The sequence below is a fragment of the Yersinia aldovae ATCC 35236 genome (genome assembly GCF_000173735.1).
Classification (GTDB): domain Bacteria; phylum Pseudomonadota; class Gammaproteobacteria; order Enterobacterales; family Enterobacteriaceae; genus Yersinia; species Yersinia aldovae.
In genome coordinates this window covers 119,485-141,730 of sequence record NZ_ACCB01000004.1, presented here as the reverse complement: position 1 = coordinate 141,730, position 22,246 = coordinate 119,485, and the positions used below count along the sequence as shown (strand labels likewise).

Here is a 22,246-nt window from a genome sequence, read left to right as displayed (position 1 = left end):
AACCGTTTTCAATCCCAACTTAAGCAAAAAAGACGATGAATCTGAATAACAAACAAAAACAACACCTCAAAAGCCTGGCCCATCCGTTAAAACCAGTAGTGATGCTGGGCAATAACGGGTTAACCGAAGGGGTGCTGGCTGAAATCGAACAAACGCTTGAACATCATGAGCTTATCAAGGTTAAGATCACGGCTGAAGAGCGTGAAACCAAGGCCCTAATTGCTGATGCTATCGTGCGTGAGACCGGTGCCGTTAACGTCCAAATCATCGGTAATATATTAGTGCTCTACCGTCCGGCAAAAGAGCGCAAGATTATTTTACCGCGTTAATGACGTATGTTTTAGAGAAAAGGTGCCATGCACTTTGTTCTGATAAAAGGCCGCACGCGGCCTTTTACTTTTCTTTACAACTTTATTTCTTATAAACAACCTATTTTTACGGCTTAGGCGAGCCAGTATTACACATAATCTACGTTAAGAATTTCATATTCCACTTCGCCGCCTGGGGTACGAATAACGACCACGTCATCGACTTCTTTACCAATCAGGCCACGAGCAATAGGTGAGTTAACTGAAATAAGATTTTTTTTAAAATCAGCCTCATCGTCACCTACAATTCGGTAATGCTGTTCCTCTTCTGAATCCACATTTAGCACCCGTACAGTGCAACCAAAGATCACACGACCATTGTTTGGCATCTTGGTGATATCAATCACTTGTGCATTAGAAAGTTTAGCTTCTATTTCCTGGATTCGCCCCTCACAGAACCCTTGCTGTTCACGGGCTGCGTGATATTCCGCATTTTCTTTCAAGTCGCCATGTTCACGGGCTGTAGCGATATCAGCAATAATTTTAGGGCGACGAACGCCTTTTAAAAAATCCAGTTCTTCACGCAGTTTCTCTGCGCCATTTACCGTCATCGGAATCTGTTTCATCTTTTAAATACCTCTAAATCTATCCTGTTCAAAAAACCGTCATCCTAACGTTTTCGAATGAAAATGCGGTTAGCCTGATACCCTACCCGCCTCCAGGCGATAAACAAAAAAAACCAACCCCGGAGCCAAAACCCCAAGTCAGGATCAATTCTGCATTTTGATATGCATTTTAACGTAGAGTTCCTTTAGGGTCATCGTTTACTTTCGCCCTCGTTGCACCGTAGTATGGCAACACATTATCCAGCAGTTATACCGAAATTATGCATTTTTCACGAATTGTCAGCGGATTGGCTTGCACTATTGCGATCAATATCAGTATTTCGAGTGCCAATGCAGCTCAGGTCGAAAATTACACACAGTATCTGCCTGATGGGGCAAATCTTGCATTAGTGGTACAAAAAATCGGGGCAACCACGCCTGCAATAGATTATCACGCCCAGCAGATGGCACTACCCGCCAGTACACAAAAAGTCCTGACAGCATTAGCAGCATTATTACAGCTTGGCCCAGATTTTCGCTTCAATACTACGCTGGAGAGCCACGACTCGATCAGCGATGGTGTTCTGCGCGGCAATTTAATTGCACGTTTTGATGGCGATCCCACTTTAACACGCCAACAGTTGCGTAATATGGTGGCAACGTTAAGAAAAGCAGGTGTCAGGCAGATTGCAGGGGATTTGATTATCGACACCTCAGTGTTTGCCAGCCATGACAAAGCCCCCGGCTGGCCGTGGAACGATATGACGCAATGTTTCAGCGCACCACCTGCCGCTGCAATTGTTGATCGTAACTGCTTTTCAGTGTCCCTTTACAGCGCACCCACGCCGGGGGAGATGGCATTTATCCGAGTCGCATCCTATTACCCGGTGCAAATGTTCAGTGAAGTGCGCACATTGGCTAAAGGTTCGCCGGATGCGCAATATTGCGAATTGGATGTGGTACCCGGTGAATTGAACCGCTTTACGCTGACCGGTTGCCTGACACAGCGCAGTGAGCCGTTGCCATTAGCTTTTGCGGTGCAAAATGGGGCCAGCTATGCCGGTGCTATTTTGAAAGATGAATTGAAAAAGGCTGACATCCAAATTGATGGCAGTTTACGCCGTCAGACGACACCTAATGCCGCTGGAACTGTGTTAGCTCAAGCACAATCAGCCCCCCTGCACGATTTACTCAAAATCATGCTGAAAAAGTCTGACAACATGATTGCTGACACCGTATTTAGAACTATTGGTCATCAGCGGTTTGGTGTGCCGGGTACCTGGCGCTCAGGGGCCGATGCGGTGCGCCAAGTCTTGCGCCAAAAAGCAGGTGTCGATCTCGGTAACAGTATTGTCGTGGATGGATCGGGATTATCGCGCCATAATCTGATATCGCCCGCCACCATGATGCAGGCTTTGCAATATATTGCTCAACACGATCAGGAACTTAACTTTATCTCAATGCTGCCATTATCAGGTTATGATGGGACATTGCGTTATCGTGGTGGCCTGCATGAAGCGGGGGTTGACGGCAAAGTATCAGCTAAAACCGGCGCATTACAAGGGGTGTACAACCTGGCCGGATTTATTACTACCGCCAGTGGCCAACGTATGGCATTCGTGCAGTTCTTATCCGGTTACGCCGTGCCACCTGAAGATCAAAAGAATCGTCGCGCGCCGTTGGTTCGCTTCGAAAGTCGCCTGTATAAAGACATCTATCAGAACAACTAAAAACGATGAAACTACTGATTGTTGAAGATGATGAACTGCTACAACGCGGGGTGGCGATGGCGCTGACCAGTGAGGGTTATGCCTGCGACTGTGCCGGTACCGCAGCACAAGCGCACAGTTTATTGCAGACCAGCCAATACAGCATGGTTATCCTCGATCTCGGCTTACCGGATCAGGATGGTACTGTATTATTGCGTCAATGGCGTCGTCAGCAGGTTACCCTGCCTGTACTCATCCTTACGGCGCGTGATGCGCTTGAGGATAGGGTTGATGGGTTAGATGCCGGGGCGGACGATTACCTGATAAAACCTTTCGCCCTTGCCGAACTGCTGGCCAGGGTGCGCGCACTGATCCGCCGCTATCAGGGGCTGAGTGACAATCTGGTTGAGCAAGATGATTTGAGTCTCAACTTGTCCTCGCAACAAGTCTGCTTACAAGGGCAACCGATTGAAATTACACCAAAAGAGTTCGCCATCCTCTCACGATTGATCATGCGAGCTGGGCAAACCATCAATCGGGAATTGTTACAACAAGATCTGTATACTTGGAATGATGATCTTGGTTCCAATACGCTGGAAGTACATATCCATAATCTGCGGCGCAAGCTGGGTAAAGACAGAATCCGAACCATACGGGGTATTGGCTACCGGCTGGAATCCATATCATGATCAGTATGCGGCGGCGATTGATCCTCATGCTGGCATTGATTTTACTGGCAACCCAGTTAATCAGTGCATTTTGGTTATGGCATGAAAGCCAGGAGCAAATCAGCTTTCTGGTGGATGAAACCCTCAGTGCGAAAGTTCGTAACGAGCGGGTAGATACAGAAATAGCCGAGGCAATCGCTTCGCTGCTCGCACCGTCGCTTATCATGATGGCCATCACGTTACTGCTCTCCTTTTGGGCCATCAGTTGGATTATTCGGCCACTCGACCAACTCCAAAAGAAGTTGTCAGAACGTTCCGCAGACAACCTCAGCCCCTTGACGATTAACAGTGACATGCAAGAGATTGTTTCTGTAACCTCAACGCTCAATCAGTTGTTGGCGCGCCTGTCCAATACCATTGCGCAAGAACGCCTGTTTACTGCCGATGCGGCTCACGAGCTTCGCACGCCTCTGGCTGGAATACGCTTGCACCTTGAATTGATGGAAAAGCAGGGAGTTGCTGAAAGTAAGTTGCTGATTAATCGTATCGACTTATTAATGCATACCATTGAGCAATTGTTGATGCTCTCCAGAGCGGGGCAAAACTTTGCCAGCGGCCTGTACCAGACCTTGGATTGGGTTGAAAATGTGATTCAGCCATTACAAGAAGAGCTGGAAGAAATGGCTGCGGTTCGCCAACAAACAATACAGTGGGAAGTGCCATCTCATGCTCAAACAGAGGGCGACGCCACCCTGCTACGTTTGATGCTACGCAATTTGGTTGAAAATGCCCATCGCTACAGCCCGATTGGCAGCCAAATAACCATCAAACTCACCGTTAAGGATCAGAAGGTCTTGCTGCATGTTTTGGATGAAGGGCCGGGGATAAAGCCAGAACAGTCAGGCGAACTGACTCAAGCTTTCCGCCGAATGGATCAGCGCTATGGCGGCAGCGGCTTAGGGCTGAACATTGTTATTCGCATTGTTCAGTTGCATCAGGGTAAATTAATACTGGAAAATCGCCCTGACCGTAGCGGCCTACAAGCACAATGCTGGCTACCAGTAACTACACATGCCATCGTGTAAGTTATTAATAAAAAAGGGCCACCACAAATAAATGGCAGCCCTTCTCACACACAATAACCGGGAACTTAACGTTCGTAGATAAACTCTACACCGTCATCGTCTGCTTCATCCCAATCGTCGTCATCTTCTGATTCCGCTTCGGCTTCCACTTCAGCCAGTTGTTCACGGTGGTAATCATCCCACATGAACTCAACTTTCTCTGGCTCACTTTCGACAATTGCCATCGCTTTAGGTTGGGTATTGAGGAATTTCATCACATCCCAGCACAACGCATTGACATTATCGCGATTGACTGCGGAAATCATGTAGTACTTATCTTCCCATCCCAGCGCCTCTGCAATGGCTTTAGCACGGATTTCAGCTTCTTCTGGGCCAATGATGTCAATCTTATTGAAAACAAGCCAGCGTGGCTTCTGAGCAAGATTTTCGCTGTATTGCTGTAACTCATTAATGATGATTTTGGCATTCTCAACCGGATCAGATTCATCAATTGGAGCCAAATCCACCAAATGCAACAACACGCGGCAACGTTCCAAATGTTTGAGGAAACGAATACCCAAACCTGCCCCATCTGACGCCCCTTCAATCAAACCGGGGATATCAGCAACGACAAAGCTTTGCTCATGATCCATACGAACCACACCCAGACTTGGGATCAAGGTAGTAAACGGATAATCAGCAACTTTAGGTTTAGCAGCAGAAACAGCGCGGATAAAGGTCGATTTACCGGCATTTGGCAAACCTAACATCCCAACATCAGCTAACAGCAACAGCTCAAGCATCAGTTCCCGCGTTTCACCATCAGTACCCATCGTTTTCTGGCGTGGCGCACGGTTTACCGACGACTTGAAACGGGTGTTACCTAATCCGTGGAAGCCACCTTTTGCGACCATCAAACGCTGACCGTGACGGGTCATATCACCCACAATCTCGCCGGTTCCTTGATCCAGTACGCGCGTCCCGACGGGAACTTTAATCGTGATGTCCTGGCCACGTTTGCCGGTACAGTCACGGCTCTGACCATTCTGCCCACGTTCAGCACGGAAGGATTTCACAAAACGGTAATCGATCAAGGTGTTGAGGTTTTCATCAGCCAGCAGATAAATATCGCCACCGTCACCGCCATCACCGCCATCAGGCCCACCGTTGGGAATGTACTTTTCACGGCGGAAACTGACACAACCGTTACCACCGTCACCGGCTACAACCAAAATCGTAGCTTCATCTACAAACTTCATTTACTTTCTCCGTAAATCATTCACCGAGCTGCGTTTTCGGAGCAACCCGGTTTATTTCTGTCCGACGTGGCCACCAACGATGACCAATTGCGGAAAACATTGCACCTGCCACCACCACGAATGCGCCTGCATATCCCACAAGATTGAGGGACGGTGCAACAAACATATCCGGCCAGGCCAGCGCCAATAAAATTGAAAAAAACAGGGTAAACAGCGGCGTCAGAGTGACGAGTGCGCTTACCTGCGCGGCCTGCCAGCGCGCCATAGCCTCAGCCAACGCACCATAACCTACCAGGGTATTGACACCACAAAACAGCAAACAGGCGAACTGCCACCCATTTAACTGAAAAATGACGGCGGGCTTCGCCAATGGGAACAATGCAATTGCACATAAAGTATACAGCAATAATAGGATTTGTTGCGATGCCATGCGCCTTAACAGCACTTTCTGGGCCACACCATAGCTTACCCAGACCACCGCCGCACAGACACCCAATGCGACGCCAAGGGTATAGTCAGTCAGGCGGGTAAAAATTTCATGTAGGCTGGCGTTAAAAAATAACAACAGACCACAAATCAGCATACCCGCACCAACAACCTGGGTGATACGCATCCGCTCTTTCAGAATCAATACACTGGCAACCATCATACCGACAGGTGAAAGCTGCCCTATGACCTGAGATGTCGTCGGACTAAGATACTGCAAAGATGAGCTGAAGAAGATAAAATTCCCCAGCAAGCCACAGGTCGCAACTATCAGTAATACCAGCCAGCGACGTTGGCGAAATAGTTTCAGAGAAGGTAACTGACGACGCGAAGCAAGAATAATCCCCAGGCCGATAGCCGCCATCATGAAGCGATACCAGACAATGGTAAAAGGCTCCATGACTTCAAGCACTTGCTTCATTGCGATCGGCAAAGCACCCCAGAATACGGCAGTGGTCAGTGCCAGGAAAATACCTAAACCCGCCTGCTGTTTCGTATCCATTTTTTACCCGGGTTAACCCAGAAATGTAAAAAGCCCCGCAACGAAATTGCAGGGCTTACATCTATTTGCAGGACGCGAAAAACTTACTCAGCTTCGATGCTGATAAATTTACGGTTTTTCGGGCCTTTAACTTCGAACTTGACTTTACCGTCTTTCAAAGCAAACAGAGTGTGGTCTTTGCCGCAACCTACGTCGATGCCAGCATGGAACTTAGTGCCACGTTGACGAACGATGATGCTGCCTGCCAGAACTGCTTCGCCGCCAAAGCGTTTTACGCCAAGACGTTTACTTTCGGAGTCACGACCGTTACGGGTCGAACCACCAGCCTTTTTATGTGCCATTTATCCGCTCTCCTAAAACTTAAGCGCTGATGCCAGTGATTTTGACATCAGTGAACCACTGACGATGACCTTGCTGCTTACGGTAATGCTTACGACGACGGAATTTAACAATCTTAATCTTCTCGCCACGACCGTGAGCAACTACTTCAGCCTTAACCACGCCACCGACGACTAAAGGAGCGCCGATATTGATTTCTTCACCGTTAGCAATCATCAGAACTTGGTCAAACTCAACAGCTTCACCAGTTGCGATGTCCAGCTTTTCCAAGCGAATGGTTTGACCTTCGCTTACTCGGTGTTGTTTACCACCACTTTGGAAAACCGCGTACATATAAAACTCCGCTTTCCGTGCACTCAACTTTTGTAGTCCAGAGCGCACTATAAATATTCACAATAGGGCGCGAATTCTACGCAAAAATGTTGTGAATGACAAGTATATAATCAATCCAAAAGAAGAAAAAAAGCACAGTTTCTTACATGTGATTTATTTGGTGTATTTTTCAAGTACAATCATGGTCTCAGGGAGCGCCATGTAATAATGTGAGCGGTAATCTCATCGCAGTTAAAGAGAAAAACAGCTGAATATAACAATGAACCTAGAAAAGATTATCGAGTTAACCGCGCCAGATATGGCGGCTGTAAACGCAACAATTCTCGACCAGTTGAATTCTGATGTCGTTCTTATCAATCAACTGGGCCATTACATTATCAGTGGCGGCGGGAAACGCATTCGCCCAATGATTGCCGTTTTGGTCGCCCGTGCGCTGCACTATAAAGGCAGCAAGCATATCACTGTTGCAGCATTGATTGAGTTTATCCATACAGCCACCTTGCTACATGATGATGTGGTCGATGAGTCTGATATGCGCCGTGGCAAAGCCACTGCCAATGCCGCATTCGGCAATGCCGCCAGTGTTTTGGTTGGCGACTACATCTATACCCGCGCATTCCAGATGATGACGGGCCTTGAATCACTGCGCGTTTTGACACTGATGTCTGCGGCAACCAACGTGATTGCTGAAGGTGAAGTCTTGCAGTTGATGAACTGCAATAACCCGGATATCACTGAAGAAAACTACATGCAGGTGATTTACAGTAAAACCGCCCGCTTGTTCGAAGCCGCTGCCCAATCTGCCGCTGTGTTAGCGGAGGCCAGCGAAGAACAGGAGCTGGCGCTACAGAATTATGGTCGTTATCTGGGCACCGCTTTCCAGCTTATTGATGACTTACTTGATTACAGCTCTGATGGCACCACACTCGGTAAAAATACCGGTGATGACCTTAATGAAGGTAAGCCAACCCTGCCTCTCCTGCACGCGATGCATAACGGAACATCAGAACAGGCACTAATGATCCGACAAGCGATTGAACAAGGTAATGGTCGCCATCTGCTTGAGCCGGTTTTGGCGGCAATGCAACAGTGTGGCTCGCTGGACTACACCCGCCAACGCGCCGAGGAAGAAGCAGACAAAGCCATTGCTGCATTACAGATTCTTCCTGAAAACGAATATCGCCAGGCTCTGGAAGGGCTAGCACATATTGCAGTACAACGCGATTTTTAAGAAAGCAATCGAAGCTATTAAGAAAAAATAGAGATCATTAAGAAACCCGTGTTTTACCGCCCGGGTTTATCTTTTCAGGTATTAGACTAACCGCTTTATCAATGTACCGACCCCTTCCCGGAGCAAGAATGCAACGACTTGGGAACGTTCGGCATCGGTGAGTTGATTATAAGCCTCAATCCATACGGCTAAGGGATCTTGTCGCGGCAACGTATATTCCGCCGTAGTTTCTTGCAAGCGTAAAACATTCAGTACATCGGGTGGCAGACCTTCAATTGAATATTCCACCGCCTTTCCCTGTACGCCGGTTTTACGTCTGCGCTCCCACCCTTCCTTTCTGGCTCGGCCGTTCACGCCTGCCGGACTATACGGCAACCCTGCGATACCAACTAATTCAACCGCTGTGATCCATTCTTTTTTCATATATACACTCGCTCCATGAGTTGTACAGCAAGCCCCGATTGCATTGCGCAGGCAGGAACGCTAATCCTTTGTCAGCAGCTCAATCAAACTTCTTGCACCTTCACGAAAAATAAAACTTAGGATCTGTTCCCGCTCGTCTTCCGTAAAGCGATAGTAAGCTTCGACCCAGACCGCGAGAGGATCTTGCCTCGTCGTATACTGAGCGGGCTCTTCTCTGAGTTGTAATGACCCCAGTATCGTGGCTGGGAGGCTTTCAATATGATATTCAACCGCCTTCCCCTGAACTCCCCGACGCCGTCGTTGCTCCCATCCCTCACGTTTTGCCATGAGATTTATACCTTGCGGTGATGATGGTAGCCCCTCAAGACCTGCCAATTCCTTAGCGGCAAACCACTCTTTTTCATGGTGTTGCTTCCTAATATGCGCCGTGACACAAAAAAGGAATATTTAGAAAACATTTAAAATTTTTGGGAAAATAAATGCTATGATCTTTCTAAATGGTTACTTTCTGTTCACAGTACGATTAACGATGTACCGTTATTTATATCACTAACACGCCAGCAGCTTAGGAAAAAAAAAGGATTAAAGATGATTTTAAGGAAATCAGATTGGCACCCAGCCGACATCATTGCTGCACTACGTAAAAGAGGTACGACTCTGGCGGCACTGTCCAGAGACGCAGGGTTAAGTTCATCAACGCTTGCTAATGCCTTGACTCGCCCCTGGCCAAAAGGAGAATGGCTGATTGCTGAGTATCTGGAAATTCACCCCGCCGAAATTTGGCCAACACGCTATTACGATCCGAAAACAGGGATTCTTCTTGATCGTAAAGTAAGGATACGCCCGGTTACTACGCAGGGATAAAAAAACCGCCGATAGCATGTAACGGCGGTTGATAGTGTTACCTTAGGGGCAACTTTAGCCCCTATATTAGGGCTTAGTTGACAAACTTCTCACCTAACTCGATGTCTTTGTGCAGTACATCAAGCATATTTTCCAGTGCTTGTTGCTCAAAAGCACTCAGTTTGCCGATATCTTTACGTTCAGCGACACCGTTTTTACCCAGCAGAATGGGCTGAGCAAAGAAGCGGGCATACTTGCCATCACCTTCAACGTAAGAACATTCAACAACATTGCTTTCGCCTTGCAAAGCACGAACCAGAGAAAGGCCGAAACGTGCAGCAGCCTGCCCCATAGACAACGTTGCAGAGCCGCCACCGGCTTTGGCTTCAACCACTTCAGTACCTGCATTCTGAATGCGCTTGGTCAGATCAGCCACTTCTTGTTCAGTAAAGCTAACACCTGGGATTTGTGACAGTAATGGCAAAATGGTGACACCTGAATGGCCACCGATCACTGGCACTTCGATATCCTGTGGTTGCTTACCTTTTAATTCAGCAACAAAGGTGTTCGAACGGATAGTATCCAGGGTAGTAATACCAAACAGCTTGTTTTTATCATAAACACCCGCTTTTTTAAGTACTTCCGCAGCGATTGCTACGGTGGTGTTTACTGGGTTAGTAATGATGCCGATTAATGCTTTCGGGCAAGTACGCGCGATCTGCTCAACCAGATTACGAACGATACCCGCATTTACATTGAACAGGTCTGAACGATCCATACCAGGTTTACGTGCCACACCGGCTGAAATCAGAACAATATCTGCCCCTTGTAGTGCTGGGGTAGCATCTTCGCCGCTGAAGCCTTTAATATTAACAGCGGTCGGGATATGGCTCAGATCAACCGCAACACCTGGAGTCACGGGTGCGATATCATACAATGAGAGGTCTGAACCTGAAGGAAGCTGGGTCTTGAGTAGAAGAGCGAGGGCCTGGCCGATACCGCCTGCGGCACCGAGAACTGCAACTTTCATCCTATACTCCTATTATATTTAATTTGAATTTGCCGTGAATTCATTTATTTACGCACCTTAATTTATTGTAATTTTAAACACAATCTATTAACAGCCAGATTGAGATATCACGCATCAAAAAGGCGCATAACGTCCGTCTATTTTAGAGTAAATCGCTTATTCATTAATGATATAGCGCACATTATTCTAAAAATTATCGAGATATTCATGACAGGTTAATCGGCGGTTACATTACACCCTTCTGTTACATCAGAACAACATCATTTTAATAACATTTTTGCTACCAATAACTCATAATGATAAAAACTGATTTAGCATAATTTTAACAGTAAGATAATGTTAACATCCCACGCCACCTTGATATCAGTGCTTTTCTCAGCAATACTCCACAGTCATGTTGAATAAAAATTCATTTATATGCATAATAATCCTATTCACTATTGACTGTTCAAGGCATAAAAAATGCGTAATCCCGCGAAACAAGAAGATCTTATCAAGGCGTTTAAGGCGTTATTGAAGGAAGAGAAATTCAGTTCTCAAGGTGAGATTGTTTTGGCGCTGCAAGAAGAAGGCTTTGAAAATATTAACCAATCCAAAGTGTCACGGATGCTGACAAAGTTTGGTGCCGTCAGAACGCGGAATGCCAAAATGGAAATGGTTTACTGTTTACCCGCCGAATTAGGCGTCCCTACCACCAGCAGCCCGTTGAAGAATCTGGTATTGGACGTCGACTATAATGAGTCGGTGGTTGTGATTAATACCAGCCCAGGTGCTGCACAACTGATTGCACGCCTGCTAGATTCATTAGGCAAAGCTGAAGGTATTTTGGGTAGCATTGCTGGTGATGACACCATTTTTACCACACCAGCCAGAGGCTTTACGGTTAAACAATTGCATGAGGCTATCCTCGGGTTATTTGAACAAGAGCTGTAATTGCCTCTTACATAGATAAAAACAATAGATGCGGCCTACTGTGCCGCATTACATTGATGAAGCCAGCGAATTAATCCAGTTCCGTTCCTTATTACAGCCAATTCCACGCCCCTTTCAGTCTTAACACATCAGATAACACTGCTTTTTCTCCATAATGGGTCAAATTGCCCCCCAGCTTTCGCACTTTTAGTTAAAAATCCCTATCCTAATGAAAAAACTCATTTTTTACCTTATAGCATCATTTTTTAGCCGTTTTTTATTCCTTTTAGTTCTTAAAAAGTAGTAACGGGCAATAAAGTGACCTTAACTATTATTAGTTAGCTATTAATATTTACAGTTACTAGATGTATACTCATTTCCGTGATGTAAATCACACTTACCATAAAGTGATAAATAATAAATAGAGGCAATAAAATGAAAATTAAAACTACCATCGCAACCATGAGCATTCTATCTGCACTGTCATTTGGCGTTTTTGCAGCAGATTCCATCAATGACAATCAAGCTGCTAACCTACAACCAATGGGTACGATTACTGTCAGTGGGATTAACGGCGCACCATCCGATATCAGTCAGGCGCTGTCTGATAAAGCAGATGCGATGGGTGCTAAAGCTTACAAAGTGATCGAAGTTCGTGAAGAGAATAACTGGCATGCCACTGCCAAGATCTACAAATAAGATCGAGCGTAAAAGTGAAAAGTAAATGCCCCATCCGCTGGGGCATACTTTCAATATCGATAATTTGTGTAGGGTAATGTGTTCAGTCTGTTGAAAATAAAAACTAAATAGTTATTTATAGCCGATTCGATTGAACACAGTGCCTATCCAACCACTCGATTTACTGACCGAATAATCCCTCGTCGTCGTGTCTGACGAACCTTTTACCCCCGCCATGCGGGGGATTTTTTGTCCGAATTAATCCTGCGATTGAAGGTCTTGCTCTGCTTTCTTGCTCAAGGCCGTTAAAAGCTTGTCATGAATACCGCCAAAACCGCCATTACTCATCACGAGAATATGATCACCCGGCAATGCCGTCTTGGTAATCATATCGACTAATGTATCGATATCTGCACTCCAATGGGCTGGTTGAATACAGGCTTCTGCCACCTCTACCACCTGCCACGGGATATGCTGCGGCTGGAACAGGAAGACTTCATCTGCACGGCCTAGCGATGGTGCTAACTCATTCTTGCACAACCCTAATTTCATGGTGTTAGAGCGTGGCTCGAGTACCGCCAAAATACGTGCAGTTCCGCCGACTTTACTGCGCAGCGCCGCCAATGTCGCAAGAATTGCCGTAGGATGATGGGCAAAATCATCATAAACCGTGACACCATGAGCTTCACCGCGTAATTCCAAACGGCGACGGGCATTAATAAAATCCCCCAGTGCCCGACAAGCATCTGCCGGTAGCACACCCACATGACGGGCAGCAGCAATGGCCATCAAACCGTTATGCATATTATGCTCACCCACCAATGACCAACTGACCTCGCCCACTAATTCATTGTCGAGGAACACTTCAAAGACACTGGCATCCACCGCAACTTTACGTGCAAACCAGCTGCCTGTTTCACCCACCAGCTCTTGTTCACTCCAGCAGCCCATCGCCATCACTTGTTTCAGAGGATTGTCATTATCCGGTACGATAATTTTGCCTTTGCCCGGCACCAGACGTACCAGATGATGGAATTGCTTCTGGATTGCCTTAAGATCATCAAAAATATCCGCATGATCGAACTCAAGGTTATTCATTATCAGCGTTCTTGGGCTGTAGTGAACAAATTTAGAGCGCTTATCAAAGAAGGCGCAATCATATTCATCTGCTTCAATAACAAAGAATGGGCTATTGCCTAAACGCGCTGAAACATCGAAATTGCCCGGTACGCCGCCAATGACAAAACCGGGTTCATAACCACAGGCTTCCAGAATCCAGGTCAACATCCCCGCAGTGGTGGTTTTACCGTGAGTCCCCGCAACAGCCAATACCCAACGCTCTGGCAGCACATAGTCATGTAGCCACTGTGGGCCGGAAACATAGGGAATCCCTCGCTCCAAAACCGCTTCGACACAAGGGTTACCGCGGGTCATGGCATTACCAATAATCACTAAATCAGGTACGGGTTCCAATTGAGTGGGGTCGTATCCCTGAATCAACTCAATCCCTTGATTTTCTAGCAATGTGCTCATCGGTGGATACACGTTAGCATCCGCTCCGGTCACTTGATGCCCTAAAGAGCGGGCAAGCATCGCCAAGCCGCCCATAAAAGTGCCGCAGATACCTAATATGTGAATGCGCATAAATTTTCCGTATTAATAAGCTTCGAGTTTGTCACCATTCTACCGCTCAGAACAGAGAGAAGAAATGGAATTGCCTATGAATCATTCTTACCTTTGGGCTACACTGCTGCCATCAGATGCGTTGTTTGTTATTAACTCGATATTTAACCGTAGATTCAGGGATTGTGTCATGAAAACGTTAGGCGAATTCATCGTCGAGAAACAGCAAGACTTCTCTCACGCCACTGGCGAATTAACTTCATTACTATCAGCAATCAAACTTGGCGCAAAGATCATTCATCGCGATATCAACAAAGCCGGTCTGGTTGATATTTTAGGTGCCAGTGGTGTTTCCAATATTCAGGGCGAGGATCAGATGAAGCTGGATCTGTTCGCCAATGAAAAATTGAAAGCCGCATTGAAAGCGCGCGGCGAAGTTGCCGGTATCGCCTCAGAAGAAGAGGATAACATTGTTATCTTTGATGGCGGGCGGGCAGAAAATGCTAAGTATGTGGTTCTGATGGACCCACTGGATGGTTCTTCAAATATCGATGTGAATGTGTCCGTCGGGACTATTTTCTCAATTTATCGTCGAATCACCCCATTTGGCACACCGATTACCGAAGCTGACTTCCTGCAACCGGGAACCAAACAAGTTGCCGCAGGGTACGTCGTCTATGGCTCTTCAACCATGTTGGTTTATACCACAGGTTACGGTGTCCATGCCTTTACCTACGATCCGTCACTGGGTGTCTTCTGTTTATCCCATGAAAAAGTTCGCTATCCCGCAACCGGTTGCATGTATTCCATCAACGAAGGGAATTACATTAAATTCCCGTTAGGCGTGAAGAAATACATCAAATATTGTCAGGAGCAAGATGAAGCCACCAAGCGCCCTTATACCTCGCGCTATATTGGTTCATTGGTTGCAGACTTCCATCGTAACCTGTTGAAAGGTGGTATTTATATTTACCCAAGTACTGCCAGCCATCCGCAAGGAAAGCTGCGCTTACTGTACGAATGCAACCCGATGGCATTTTTAGCAGAACAAGCGGGCGGGAAAGCCACTGACGGGGTAAATCGCATTCTGGATATCGTGCCAGAAAAACTGCACCAGCGCGCACCGTTCTTCGTCGGAACCCAATCTATGGTTGAAGACGCGGAAGGCTTTATTGCCAAATTCCCGGATGAAGAAGCCAGCTAACTCATACTAACCTAACAGTGGCAGAGTAATACACAGGACAGTGGCCGCAAGCCGCTGTTTTTTTATGTGGCGAATTGAGAGCGCTATTCTACCACTGGCAAATCCCCCCTGGCGGAAATAGCGCCCCATACCGGGAAGCGCCCGAAAAATGGGAGTACTTTCAAATCGAGTTGGCTATAATAGCTAACACTCCATTTCTGGTTTGATAAAAGGAAACCGACATGAGCTTGAACAACGTCCCCGCAGGTAAAGACCTGCCAGAAGATATTTATGTGGTTATCGAAATCCCCGCTAACGCCGATCCGATAAAATACGAAATCGATAAAGAAACCGGCTGTCTGTTTGTCGACCGCTTTATGTCAACTGCCATGTTCTACCCATGCAACTACGGTTACATCAACCACACGTTGTCCTTAGATGGCGACCCGGTTGATGTGCTGGTACCAACACCGTATCCGTTGCAGCCTGGCTCCGTTATTCGCTGCCGCCCGGTTGGTGTGTTGAAAATGACCGACGAAGCGGGTGAAGATGCCAAGCTGGTTGCCGTTCCACACAGTAAACTGTCCAAAGAATACGATCACATTAAAGATGTGAACGATCTGTCTGAATTACTGAAAGCACAGATCACACATTTCTTTGAGCATTACAAAGATCTGGAAAAAGGCAAATGGGTGAAAGTTGACGGTTGGGCAGATGCCGCCGCCGCTAAAGCCGAGATTGTGGCATCTTTCGAACGTGCGAAGAATAAGTAATTTTCCGCGTTTTGCATGTCAAAAGCAGTGCCTGACGGTGCTGAGAGAATAAAAAGCAAAAAACACCGCCCACTGAGCGGTGTTTTTATTTATCAGTGCGTTATGTATGCGTCTTACCCCTGAATCTTACGACTTATCGCTTTCTTCATGGCGTTTTAGCCAGTCGCCACTGCGAATACGGGGTAATCCCTCAATCGGCAGACGATAAAGATAGATCCACGCACTGCCATAAGGTGTTGGGATCAACTCACGCCGATAATCCTTAGTGTTACTTTTTAGCTCATCTAACTCATTCATAATGGACGAGTTAATTCGATAAACTTCACAATGCACAGTGCCGTCTCCGGGGATAACCGCCGGATAATGGCCTAAGTTGTACATCTCGTAACCTTCCAGGTCATGCTCGCCCAGCAACTGGGCGTCTGTCATCCAATGACTGTTACCTTGCTTGCGCCGTAAACTACCGTAGACAATAATTCGCATTGTTAGAACTCAAACTGATAAAGCACATCTAATGCCTGATCAATACCAGACACTGCTTCCAGATACAACCTTGGCATCAACCGATAACGTAATGTTAACGTCGCCAATGAGTCAAATATACCCACACCGTATTTTACTTGCAGGTCTTTAGTGACATAGCCGCTCACGACCACTTGTGAGCTATCACCGACACCTTGTGTATCCAGCGCCAGATTACTGACACCAAAGGCTTCACCAATTTTACCCACCAGTTTGCCACTTTGCGCAACGCCCATACCCACCAGCATTGACGTCATCATACCGCTGTCCGTACCTGAATTACCCAGCCCCTGCCCACGCAGCAAGTAAGATAGCGCCTCTTGTTGTGACATGGCCGGATCCGAGAATATCTCCAGCCGCGGTGCATCCGCCATACCGGTAACGCGCACCCCAGCAGTCACGCCGTTAGCGGTGGCATCTGGGTTACGAATTGCTTCAATATTCAGCAGTGGTTGATCCGGAGGGCCGGAGAACAGCAGTATCCCTTTGTTAACGATCAAGTCCTGACCATAGGCACGGAAGCTACCGGATGGGATATTAATCTGCCCATTCAACCCCAATCCGCGCTGATCCTGCACCATTTTCAAATCACCTTGCAGGCGGGCTTTCAGGCCAAAGGCATTCAGACGCACATCATTACCGACATGAATAACCAAGTTACTATTAATTGGAATACTAGTAGAACTAGGGTTGATCGGTTTCAGATCGTTATTCAGCATCACTTCATGCGGTGAGACACCCACTGCGCTTTCCGGCACTTCCTGCACGGTGATCCGCGCCCACGGGATATCCACAGAACCGTTAAGGGTAAATAGCTGCGGTGTCGCTTCAAAAACAATGTCCGGTGAAACATCGATGCGCACCATTGGCGGCACCGTAACCCGTAACTTGTTGCCTTTGGCGGCGATCCTGGCACGCCATGCATTGATATCACGCCAATCGGCATCACCGGCTAGGTTAAGTTGCCCTTGAGAAGTGCGGATCAAACCATCCAGAGTTGAGGTCATGCCATCAAAATTCATCACCAGACGCCCTTCGGTGATATTGAATGGCATCCAACTGCCATCAAGATCAACGTTATCCAGCGCCAGACGACCAAAGACCAATGGGTTTTTCGCATTGCCGCCTAAACGCAAATTGGCATTTAGGCTTCCGGCCGCTTTTTCGCCATCACTGAGAATCGGGTTAATCATTGCCAGCGAGATATTACTAATAGCAATATTACCGGACAAATTACGCCGCCCTTCAGGATCAGCCACCTGCACCTGGCCGGAGAACTGCCCATTATTGACCAGTTTAACCAGCCAATCCGCACGCACCTGCCCGTTAACCAAACCACCGTTCAGGTTCAGTGTTTCAAAGGCGATTGGCAGCGTATTCCCCTGCACCACTTGCTGCACTTTGACGCCGTTACCACTGAGTGATACCCGCGCATCCGGTAAGCTGCCGCCGGCCTTCCAACTGACATCCGCCCGCCCGGTGAAGACACCGCTCAGTGTGGTATCCGGGCCAAGGAACGGTTTGATCATCGCTAAATCAAAACGATTGAGCACCACACTCGCCTGCCCACTCGGGCCAGCTTCGATTGCTCGTGGTACACAAAGCTCGGCATTTGGGTTGAGCCAGCAATGTGGGCCAATGGTTATCCGCTGTGCCGCGTCCTGATAATCCAGTGCGATGGCACGGCTTAAGCGCCATTCACCGACCGGCGTGTCGAAACGTGTATTATTCAGATTACCGCGCCAGCGCTGTTGCTGCCGGTCAAAACTGCCATCCAATGCCAGCTGGCCAGAAAGCGGTTCGCCCTGCATATTTAGCCGTAATTGATGCTGTTTTTCACTGCCGCGGGCATCCAGTGTCAGCAAACTGACGACCAAGTCTGCTTGTTTGAGTTGCTCGACCCGAACGGCTAACTGCCCCTGAATTTGATCAGTTGAACGAACATCGCCATCGACCTTAATGCGATTAATGGTCAATTCTTGCCATTGCAGGCGATTAGCCGTCAAGTCAGCCAACAGTTGCGGTGCTTTGAGGTTACCGCGTAATTTCAGTGCCCCTTTCACCACACCACCTAACCCTGGCAGCGCGCCATCAAGCTGAGGCGCATCAATATTGGCATCTAACTGCCAGTGGTCGTTAAGATCACCTTTCACATCCAGCCGGTTGCGGCCCAATGCCAGATTGATGCCAGGAATATGCCATTGACCAGCAGCGTTCCCCGTCAATGAGCCACGCGCCGTCACACGGTTCTGTTTTACATTGCCGTCCAGCGTCAACTCTGGCACCTGTAATTGCCAACTGCCACCGTGGAGACTGCCGCGGGTGACAATCTTGCCATCCAGTTTAGCCGGCCAGTCCGGCCACTGTTTGGTGGTGTTAATACCCGATAAGGTTAATACCGAGTTCCAACTGACCGCTTTGCGCCAATCCACCACACCGGTCAAATCAGTATTGCCTTGCAGCGCTGCCAGTCGTAAACGTGTCAGACTAAATTGCTCAACATTGCCTTTACCATCCAATGTGAACAGTGCGGGTGGCAAATCTGTGCCGTTGAAATCAGAACGGATTGAGAGTGCGTAATCTGTCGCCTGCCCGTTGAGACGCATTCTGAGATGATTGATTTGATATTGCGGCTCACCGGCGAGCGGCCAGCGTAATTGCTTACTTTGCAAGGTTAAAGCCAGTGGCAACCCCGCTTGCGCCAGCGAGGTTTGCGCATCCAGTTGGGCGCTGACTGGCCCGGATAGATTTAGCGCAACCGTGAGTTGATCCCGCAGATCACCACCGACCGTCAGTTTGATCTTTTCGCCTTTCAGTGGCTCGATGTTTAGCGCGCTATTAATCACTATATCCAGCGGCCACTTATCGGCCAGCGTCGCCTCACCATGCGCTGATAGCCCGCCCTGCGGCGATTTAATCTCCAGCGCATCCAATTTTATGTGGTTTTCTTGGGTGCTGGCTTGCAGTAACAGGCTGTTAATAAGGACATCTGTATCGCCGGTCAGCCGGAGTTGCTGCCCGGTGATCGATTTAATCTGTAAATCCAACGGTAAGCGGAAGTCGGGTAACTCAGGCAGCAGTGGTTTGGCAAACAGCGCTTTTAAGGTTTCGCCCAGCGGGGGTTCCGCTTCTGCCGGTGCAATAGCCTGTTGTTCCACCGCTTCTTTAGCTGCGATTGCTGTTTCGACTACCGGCTTGGCCGCATCAGGAATGATAGCAGGAACCGTTTTAGGTAATGCTATCAGTAAGCCACTGATTTTGGTCGGCATTAGCGCTAGCGCCCGCTGCTGCCAGTGTGCGCCGGTACGCAATTCATCCAACGAGATAGCCGTGTCATCAATGGTGACTTTGACATTATTCAGCGACAGCAAACGCAAAGTAATAGGATACGGAGTACTTAGCTCCCCCATTGGCTCCGTGCTGGCTGGGGTTTCTGCCGCTGGCGGCAGGGATTTGGTATCCACCACCACATCAACATCTTGCGCGGTCAGCGCATTAACACACAACTCGCTGCGTTTCAGGCAAGAGAGTTGCAACGACAGATGAAACTGACCCGCTTTGACGGTGACGCCCGGCATTTGATACTGAATGCCCTTTAACGTGAGATCACGCCAACCGCCGCTAACACTCGCAATATCCAGGCCGGGCACCCAACGGGCGGCACTGTTGATCAGAAAATGCAAACCACTGGTGGTTCCAACCAGGCTCGCCATAGCGCCGACCAGCAGCAGGATAATGAGCAGAAAGGCGATACTGAGCCTCTTGACCCACCTCAGTCTCTTTACCGACGTCATAGTTCAGGCCCCAAACCGATGTAAAATTGCACGCCATGCGCTTCGTTATCACCAATGGGTTTGGCGATATCCAGCTTGATCGGGCCGACAGGAGAGGACCAACGAACGCCAACCCCGGCACCGGTTTTGAAATCACTCTTGCGAATATCATTAACCGCTTCGCCCGAATCGATAAATACCGCCCCCCACCAGCGGCCCGTGACGTTATATTGATATTCCAACGTACCGGTTGCCAGCTTGGAAGCACCGGTAAGTTTGCCCTCGCTATCGCGTGGCGAGATATCACGAAATTTATAACCGCGAATACTGCGGTCACCACCGGCAAAGAAGCGTAGTGATGGCGGTACCCGGTTAAAATCATTGGTTTCTATCCAGCCGAGATTGCCGCGTACCACAAAACGATTTTTCTCACCAAGAGTCCGTATCCACACGTTTTGCGCCTGGAATATTCCGAAATCCACATCAGATCCCCATGTGGTATCAGACCAATCAATGGAATAGTTTTGGCTATCACCCCAAACCGGCATTGCGCCACCACGCTGACGGGTTCGGCTAATATTCACCCCCGGATACAGCAACATGGTGGTGTCGGTGATACTGCCTTGGGTAAAGTGATCAAGGCTCCAGCGCAGGTTAACCGAGCGCTTCCAGCCACTGGAGAGATCCCAGAACCGGGCTACGTTCAAGGTGGTGGTATCAGATTTAGTGTCATTCAGGTCAGTACGTTTAAACCCGCCCTGTAACAGATAATATTGTTCCAACGGATTTTTCAGCAAAGGTATACGGTAGCTGAAATCCAGCGTCTGCTCGGGGGCTGAAAGAGTGGTACTGGTGGTCAGGCTGTGCCCGTAGGAGTTCATCCAGGGTTTACGCCAACTGGCAGTTAGCCGTGGCCCGACATCAGTAGCATAGCCGCCCCCCAGTTCGACTGTATTTTCTGTGCGCGGGGTGACGACCGCATCGAGTGGCAGCATTTTAGTCTTTTTGGCATCGCGAAAATCGGGCGAAACCACCACAGAGTTAAACCAGTTGGTGGCAGACAGCCGGCGGTTCAACTCAGCCAATTCATCGGAGGTATACAACTCGCCTTCATGAAATGGCACTAAATTTTGCAGGAAATCCTCACGGATCTGCGAGCCTTGGAAATTCACTTTGCCGAAACGGTAACGCTCACCACTGTCAAAATCGATATCCCAGAAAGCCTTACGCAGCTCTGCGGCGACACCTAACTGACTTTTAATCATATTGGCGTCGAAGTAGCCACGGCGCAGCGCCAGGTTAGTCAGGGAACTGGTAAAATCATCAAAATCGCCGTGATTGAGGATAGAGCCAATCTTAGGGGTATCGCGGCGTACCAGCGCCAGATAGTCAGGATCGGTCTTCGCCCCGCCTTGCAGAACGATATCCACACCCGCAATCAATACTGGTTCACCGGGAACAACATTAGCAATAAGCACCGAACGGGCCGGCGCTGGGCGTTCCTGCAAATCAAAGGTAATGGTTGGGTCGTAATACCCTAAAGCACGCAGCCCTTGGCGGATAGCTTCATCGACCCTTGAACGAAAACGGCCATCAGCCGTAATTTCATCAGTACCTATTGTTGATAAACGCGCCCTGACGTTTCTCTCTAAATCCCCGCTAAGACCTTCAACCTGCAACCGGATATTGGCAGCAAAGGCGATAGGCGTGGCGAGCAATACACACAAAAAACACAGAATAGGGTATCGTGGCACGCGTACTCCTAATTAATTTTATCCCTGCCATCTTTCAAGTTGCAGATGTGTTGGCTGCTCGCGCTTGCCGCCTTCTGCCCCTTGGAATCTATTAGGTCTACGTTCCTGTAAAAACACTCAAACGGTGAGTAGAAGAAAAGTGGCATCATTCACACAATTTTCTATCAACTGTCATCCCGTGTTCAACGGCCGATTTCAGCCTGTTAATCCTAAAATTTCGCGTTAAGC

Annotated in this window: 22 protein-coding genes; 10 read left to right on the top strand and 12 right to left on the bottom strand. The window is 48.2% G+C overall.

Annotation, left to right across the window (positions count from 1 at the left end):
- Positions 1 to 35 precede the first annotated feature (35 nt).
- Positions 36 to 329, top strand: coding sequence for a ribosome assembly RNA-binding protein YhbY (yhbY, locus tag YALDO0001_RS03465; protein WP_004389225.1), 294 nt, complete (start codon positions 36 to 38; stop codon positions 327 to 329).
- 128 nt (positions 330 to 457) lie between these two features.
- Here the strand turns inward: yhbY and greA are convergent, their stop codons facing one another.
- Positions 458 to 934, bottom strand: a complete 477-nt coding sequence (gene greA / locus YALDO0001_RS03460) for a transcription elongation factor GreA (protein ID WP_004699909.1) — start codon at positions 932 to 934, stop codon at positions 458 to 460.
- Between the two features lie 260 nt (positions 935 to 1,194).
- Here greA and dacB point away from each other — a divergent pair, with 260 nt between their 5' ends.
- Genes dacB through pmrB form a run of 3 tightly spaced genes read left to right on the top strand, consistent with a single transcriptional unit; the run spans position 1,195 to position 4,375 of the window.
- A complete protein-coding gene (dacB, locus tag YALDO0001_RS03455; protein WP_004699906.1) occupies positions 1,195 to 2,643 on the top strand; it encodes a serine-type D-Ala-D-Ala carboxypeptidase in 1,449 nt (482 codons plus the stop codon).
- Positions 2,644 to 2,648: 5 nt separating this feature from the next.
- On the top strand, positions 2,649 to 3,311 hold the full coding sequence (gene pmrA / locus YALDO0001_RS03450) for a two-component system response regulator PmrA (RefSeq protein ID WP_004699905.1): 663 nt from the start codon (positions 2,649 to 2,651) through the stop codon (positions 3,309 to 3,311).
- Positions 3,308 to 4,375 (top strand): two-component system sensor histidine kinase PmrB, encoded by a 1,068-nt coding sequence (gene pmrB / locus YALDO0001_RS03445; RefSeq protein WP_042839348.1) that lies wholly within the window; start codon positions 3,308 to 3,310, stop codon positions 4,373 to 4,375. The genes pmrA and pmrB overlap by 4 nt, the downstream gene beginning before the upstream one ends.
- Positions 4,376 to 4,440: 65 nt before the next feature.
- On the opposite strand, the gene cgtA is transcribed toward pmrB, so the two are convergent.
- From cgtA to rplU, 4 genes are all read right to left on the bottom strand, one after another.
- Complete coding sequence (gene cgtA / locus YALDO0001_RS03440; RefSeq protein WP_004699902.1) at positions 4,441 to 5,613, bottom strand: Obg family GTPase CgtA; 1,173 nt, start codon at positions 5,611 to 5,613, stop codon at positions 4,441 to 4,443.
- 16 nt (positions 5,614 to 5,629) lie between these two features.
- Positions 5,630 to 6,601, bottom strand: coding sequence for a DMT family transporter (locus YALDO0001_RS03435; protein ID WP_004699900.1), 972 nt, complete (start codon positions 6,599 to 6,601; stop codon positions 5,630 to 5,632).
- Positions 6,602 to 6,684: 83 nt separating this feature from the next.
- On the bottom strand, positions 6,685 to 6,942 hold the full coding sequence (gene rpmA / locus YALDO0001_RS03430) for a 50S ribosomal protein L27 (RefSeq protein ID WP_004699897.1): 258 nt from the start codon (positions 6,940 to 6,942) through the stop codon (positions 6,685 to 6,687).
- Positions 6,943 to 6,961: 19 nt separating this feature from the next.
- Positions 6,962 to 7,273: a 50S ribosomal protein L21 gene (gene rplU / locus YALDO0001_RS03425; protein WP_004699896.1), complete on the bottom strand. Its 312-nt coding sequence runs from the start codon at positions 7,271 to 7,273 to the stop codon at positions 6,962 to 6,964.
- A gap of 259 nt (positions 7,274 to 7,532) precedes the next feature.
- Here rplU and ispB point away from each other — a divergent pair, with 259 nt between their 5' ends.
- On the top strand, positions 7,533 to 8,504 hold the full coding sequence (gene ispB / locus YALDO0001_RS03420; RefSeq protein WP_004699893.1) for an octaprenyl diphosphate synthase: 972 nt from the start codon (positions 7,533 to 7,535) through the stop codon (positions 8,502 to 8,504).
- 81 nt (positions 8,505 to 8,585) lie between these two features.
- Here ispB and YALDO0001_RS03415 read toward each other — a convergent pair whose 3' ends face one another.
- A complete protein-coding gene (locus YALDO0001_RS03415; RefSeq protein ID WP_042547625.1) occupies positions 8,586 to 8,927 on the bottom strand; it encodes a DNA-binding protein in 342 nt (113 codons plus the stop codon).
- Between the two features lie 60 nt (positions 8,928 to 8,987).
- Positions 8,988 to 9,347, bottom strand: a complete 360-nt coding sequence (locus tag YALDO0001_RS03410; RefSeq protein WP_042839347.1) for a DNA-binding protein — start codon at positions 9,345 to 9,347, stop codon at positions 8,988 to 8,990.
- Positions 9,348 to 9,515: 168 nt separating this feature from the next.
- On the opposite strand from YALDO0001_RS03410, the gene YALDO0001_RS03405 reads away from it, so the two are divergent.
- A complete protein-coding gene (locus YALDO0001_RS03405; protein ID WP_004699889.1) occupies positions 9,516 to 9,791 on the top strand; it encodes a helix-turn-helix domain-containing protein in 276 nt (91 codons plus the stop codon).
- Positions 9,792 to 9,864: 73 nt separating this feature from the next.
- On the opposite strand, the gene mdh is transcribed toward YALDO0001_RS03405, so the two are convergent.
- Positions 9,865 to 10,800, bottom strand: a complete 936-nt coding sequence (mdh, locus tag YALDO0001_RS03400) for a malate dehydrogenase (RefSeq protein ID WP_004699887.1) — start codon at positions 10,798 to 10,800, stop codon at positions 9,865 to 9,867.
- A 462-nt stretch (positions 10,801 to 11,262) separates the two neighbouring features.
- Here mdh and argR point away from each other — a divergent pair, with 462 nt between their 5' ends.
- Together argR and yhcN are read left to right on the top strand one after the other, a co-directional pair.
- Positions 11,263 to 11,733, top strand: a complete 471-nt coding sequence (gene argR, locus YALDO0001_RS03395) for a transcriptional regulator ArgR (protein WP_004699884.1) — start codon at positions 11,263 to 11,265, stop codon at positions 11,731 to 11,733.
- A gap of 414 nt (positions 11,734 to 12,147) precedes the next feature.
- Complete coding sequence (gene yhcN, locus YALDO0001_RS03390; RefSeq protein ID WP_004699883.1) at positions 12,148 to 12,411, top strand: peroxide/acid stress response protein YhcN; 264 nt, start codon at positions 12,148 to 12,150, stop codon at positions 12,409 to 12,411.
- A gap of 237 nt (positions 12,412 to 12,648) precedes the next feature.
- On the opposite strand, the gene mpl is transcribed toward yhcN, so the two are convergent.
- Positions 12,649 to 14,034 carry a UDP-N-acetylmuramate:L-alanyl-gamma-D-glutamyl-meso-diaminopimelate ligase gene (gene mpl / locus YALDO0001_RS03385; RefSeq protein ID WP_004699881.1) on the bottom strand — a complete coding sequence of 462 codons (1,386 nt, stop codon included), beginning with the start codon at positions 14,032 to 14,034 and terminating at the stop codon, positions 12,649 to 12,651.
- A 169-nt stretch (positions 14,035 to 14,203) separates the two neighbouring features.
- Here mpl and fbp point away from each other — a divergent pair, with 169 nt between their 5' ends.
- Together fbp and ppa are read left to right on the top strand one after the other, a co-directional pair.
- Positions 14,204 to 15,217, top strand: coding sequence for a class 1 fructose-bisphosphatase (fbp, locus tag YALDO0001_RS03380; protein WP_042547622.1), 1,014 nt, complete (start codon positions 14,204 to 14,206; stop codon positions 15,215 to 15,217).
- A gap of 221 nt (positions 15,218 to 15,438) precedes the next feature.
- Positions 15,439 to 15,969 (top strand): inorganic diphosphatase, encoded by a 531-nt coding sequence (gene ppa / locus YALDO0001_RS03375; protein ID WP_004699876.1) that lies wholly within the window; start codon positions 15,439 to 15,441, stop codon positions 15,967 to 15,969.
- 126 nt (positions 15,970 to 16,095) lie between these two features.
- On the opposite strand, the gene YALDO0001_RS03370 is transcribed toward ppa, so the two are convergent.
- The 3 genes from YALDO0001_RS03370 to tamA are packed head-to-tail and all read right to left on the bottom strand — an operon-like array spanning position 16,096 to position 22,018.
- Entirely contained in the window at positions 16,096 to 16,452 is a 357-nt protein-coding gene (locus YALDO0001_RS03370; RefSeq protein WP_004699874.1) for a gamma-glutamylcyclotransferase family protein, read from the bottom strand.
- A 2-nt stretch (positions 16,453 to 16,454) separates the two neighbouring features.
- Positions 16,455 to 20,285 carry an autotransporter assembly complex protein TamB gene (gene tamB / locus YALDO0001_RS03365; RefSeq protein WP_042839346.1) on the bottom strand — a complete coding sequence of 1,277 codons (3,831 nt, stop codon included), beginning with the start codon at positions 20,283 to 20,285 and terminating at the stop codon, positions 16,455 to 16,457.
- Positions 20,282 to 22,018 carry an autotransporter assembly complex protein TamA gene (gene tamA, locus YALDO0001_RS03360; RefSeq protein ID WP_042547619.1) on the bottom strand — a complete coding sequence of 579 codons (1,737 nt, stop codon included), beginning with the start codon at positions 22,016 to 22,018 and terminating at the stop codon, positions 20,282 to 20,284. Before tamA ends, tamB begins: the two co-directional genes overlap by 4 nt.
- Between the last annotated feature and the right edge of the window lie 228 nt (positions 22,019 to 22,246).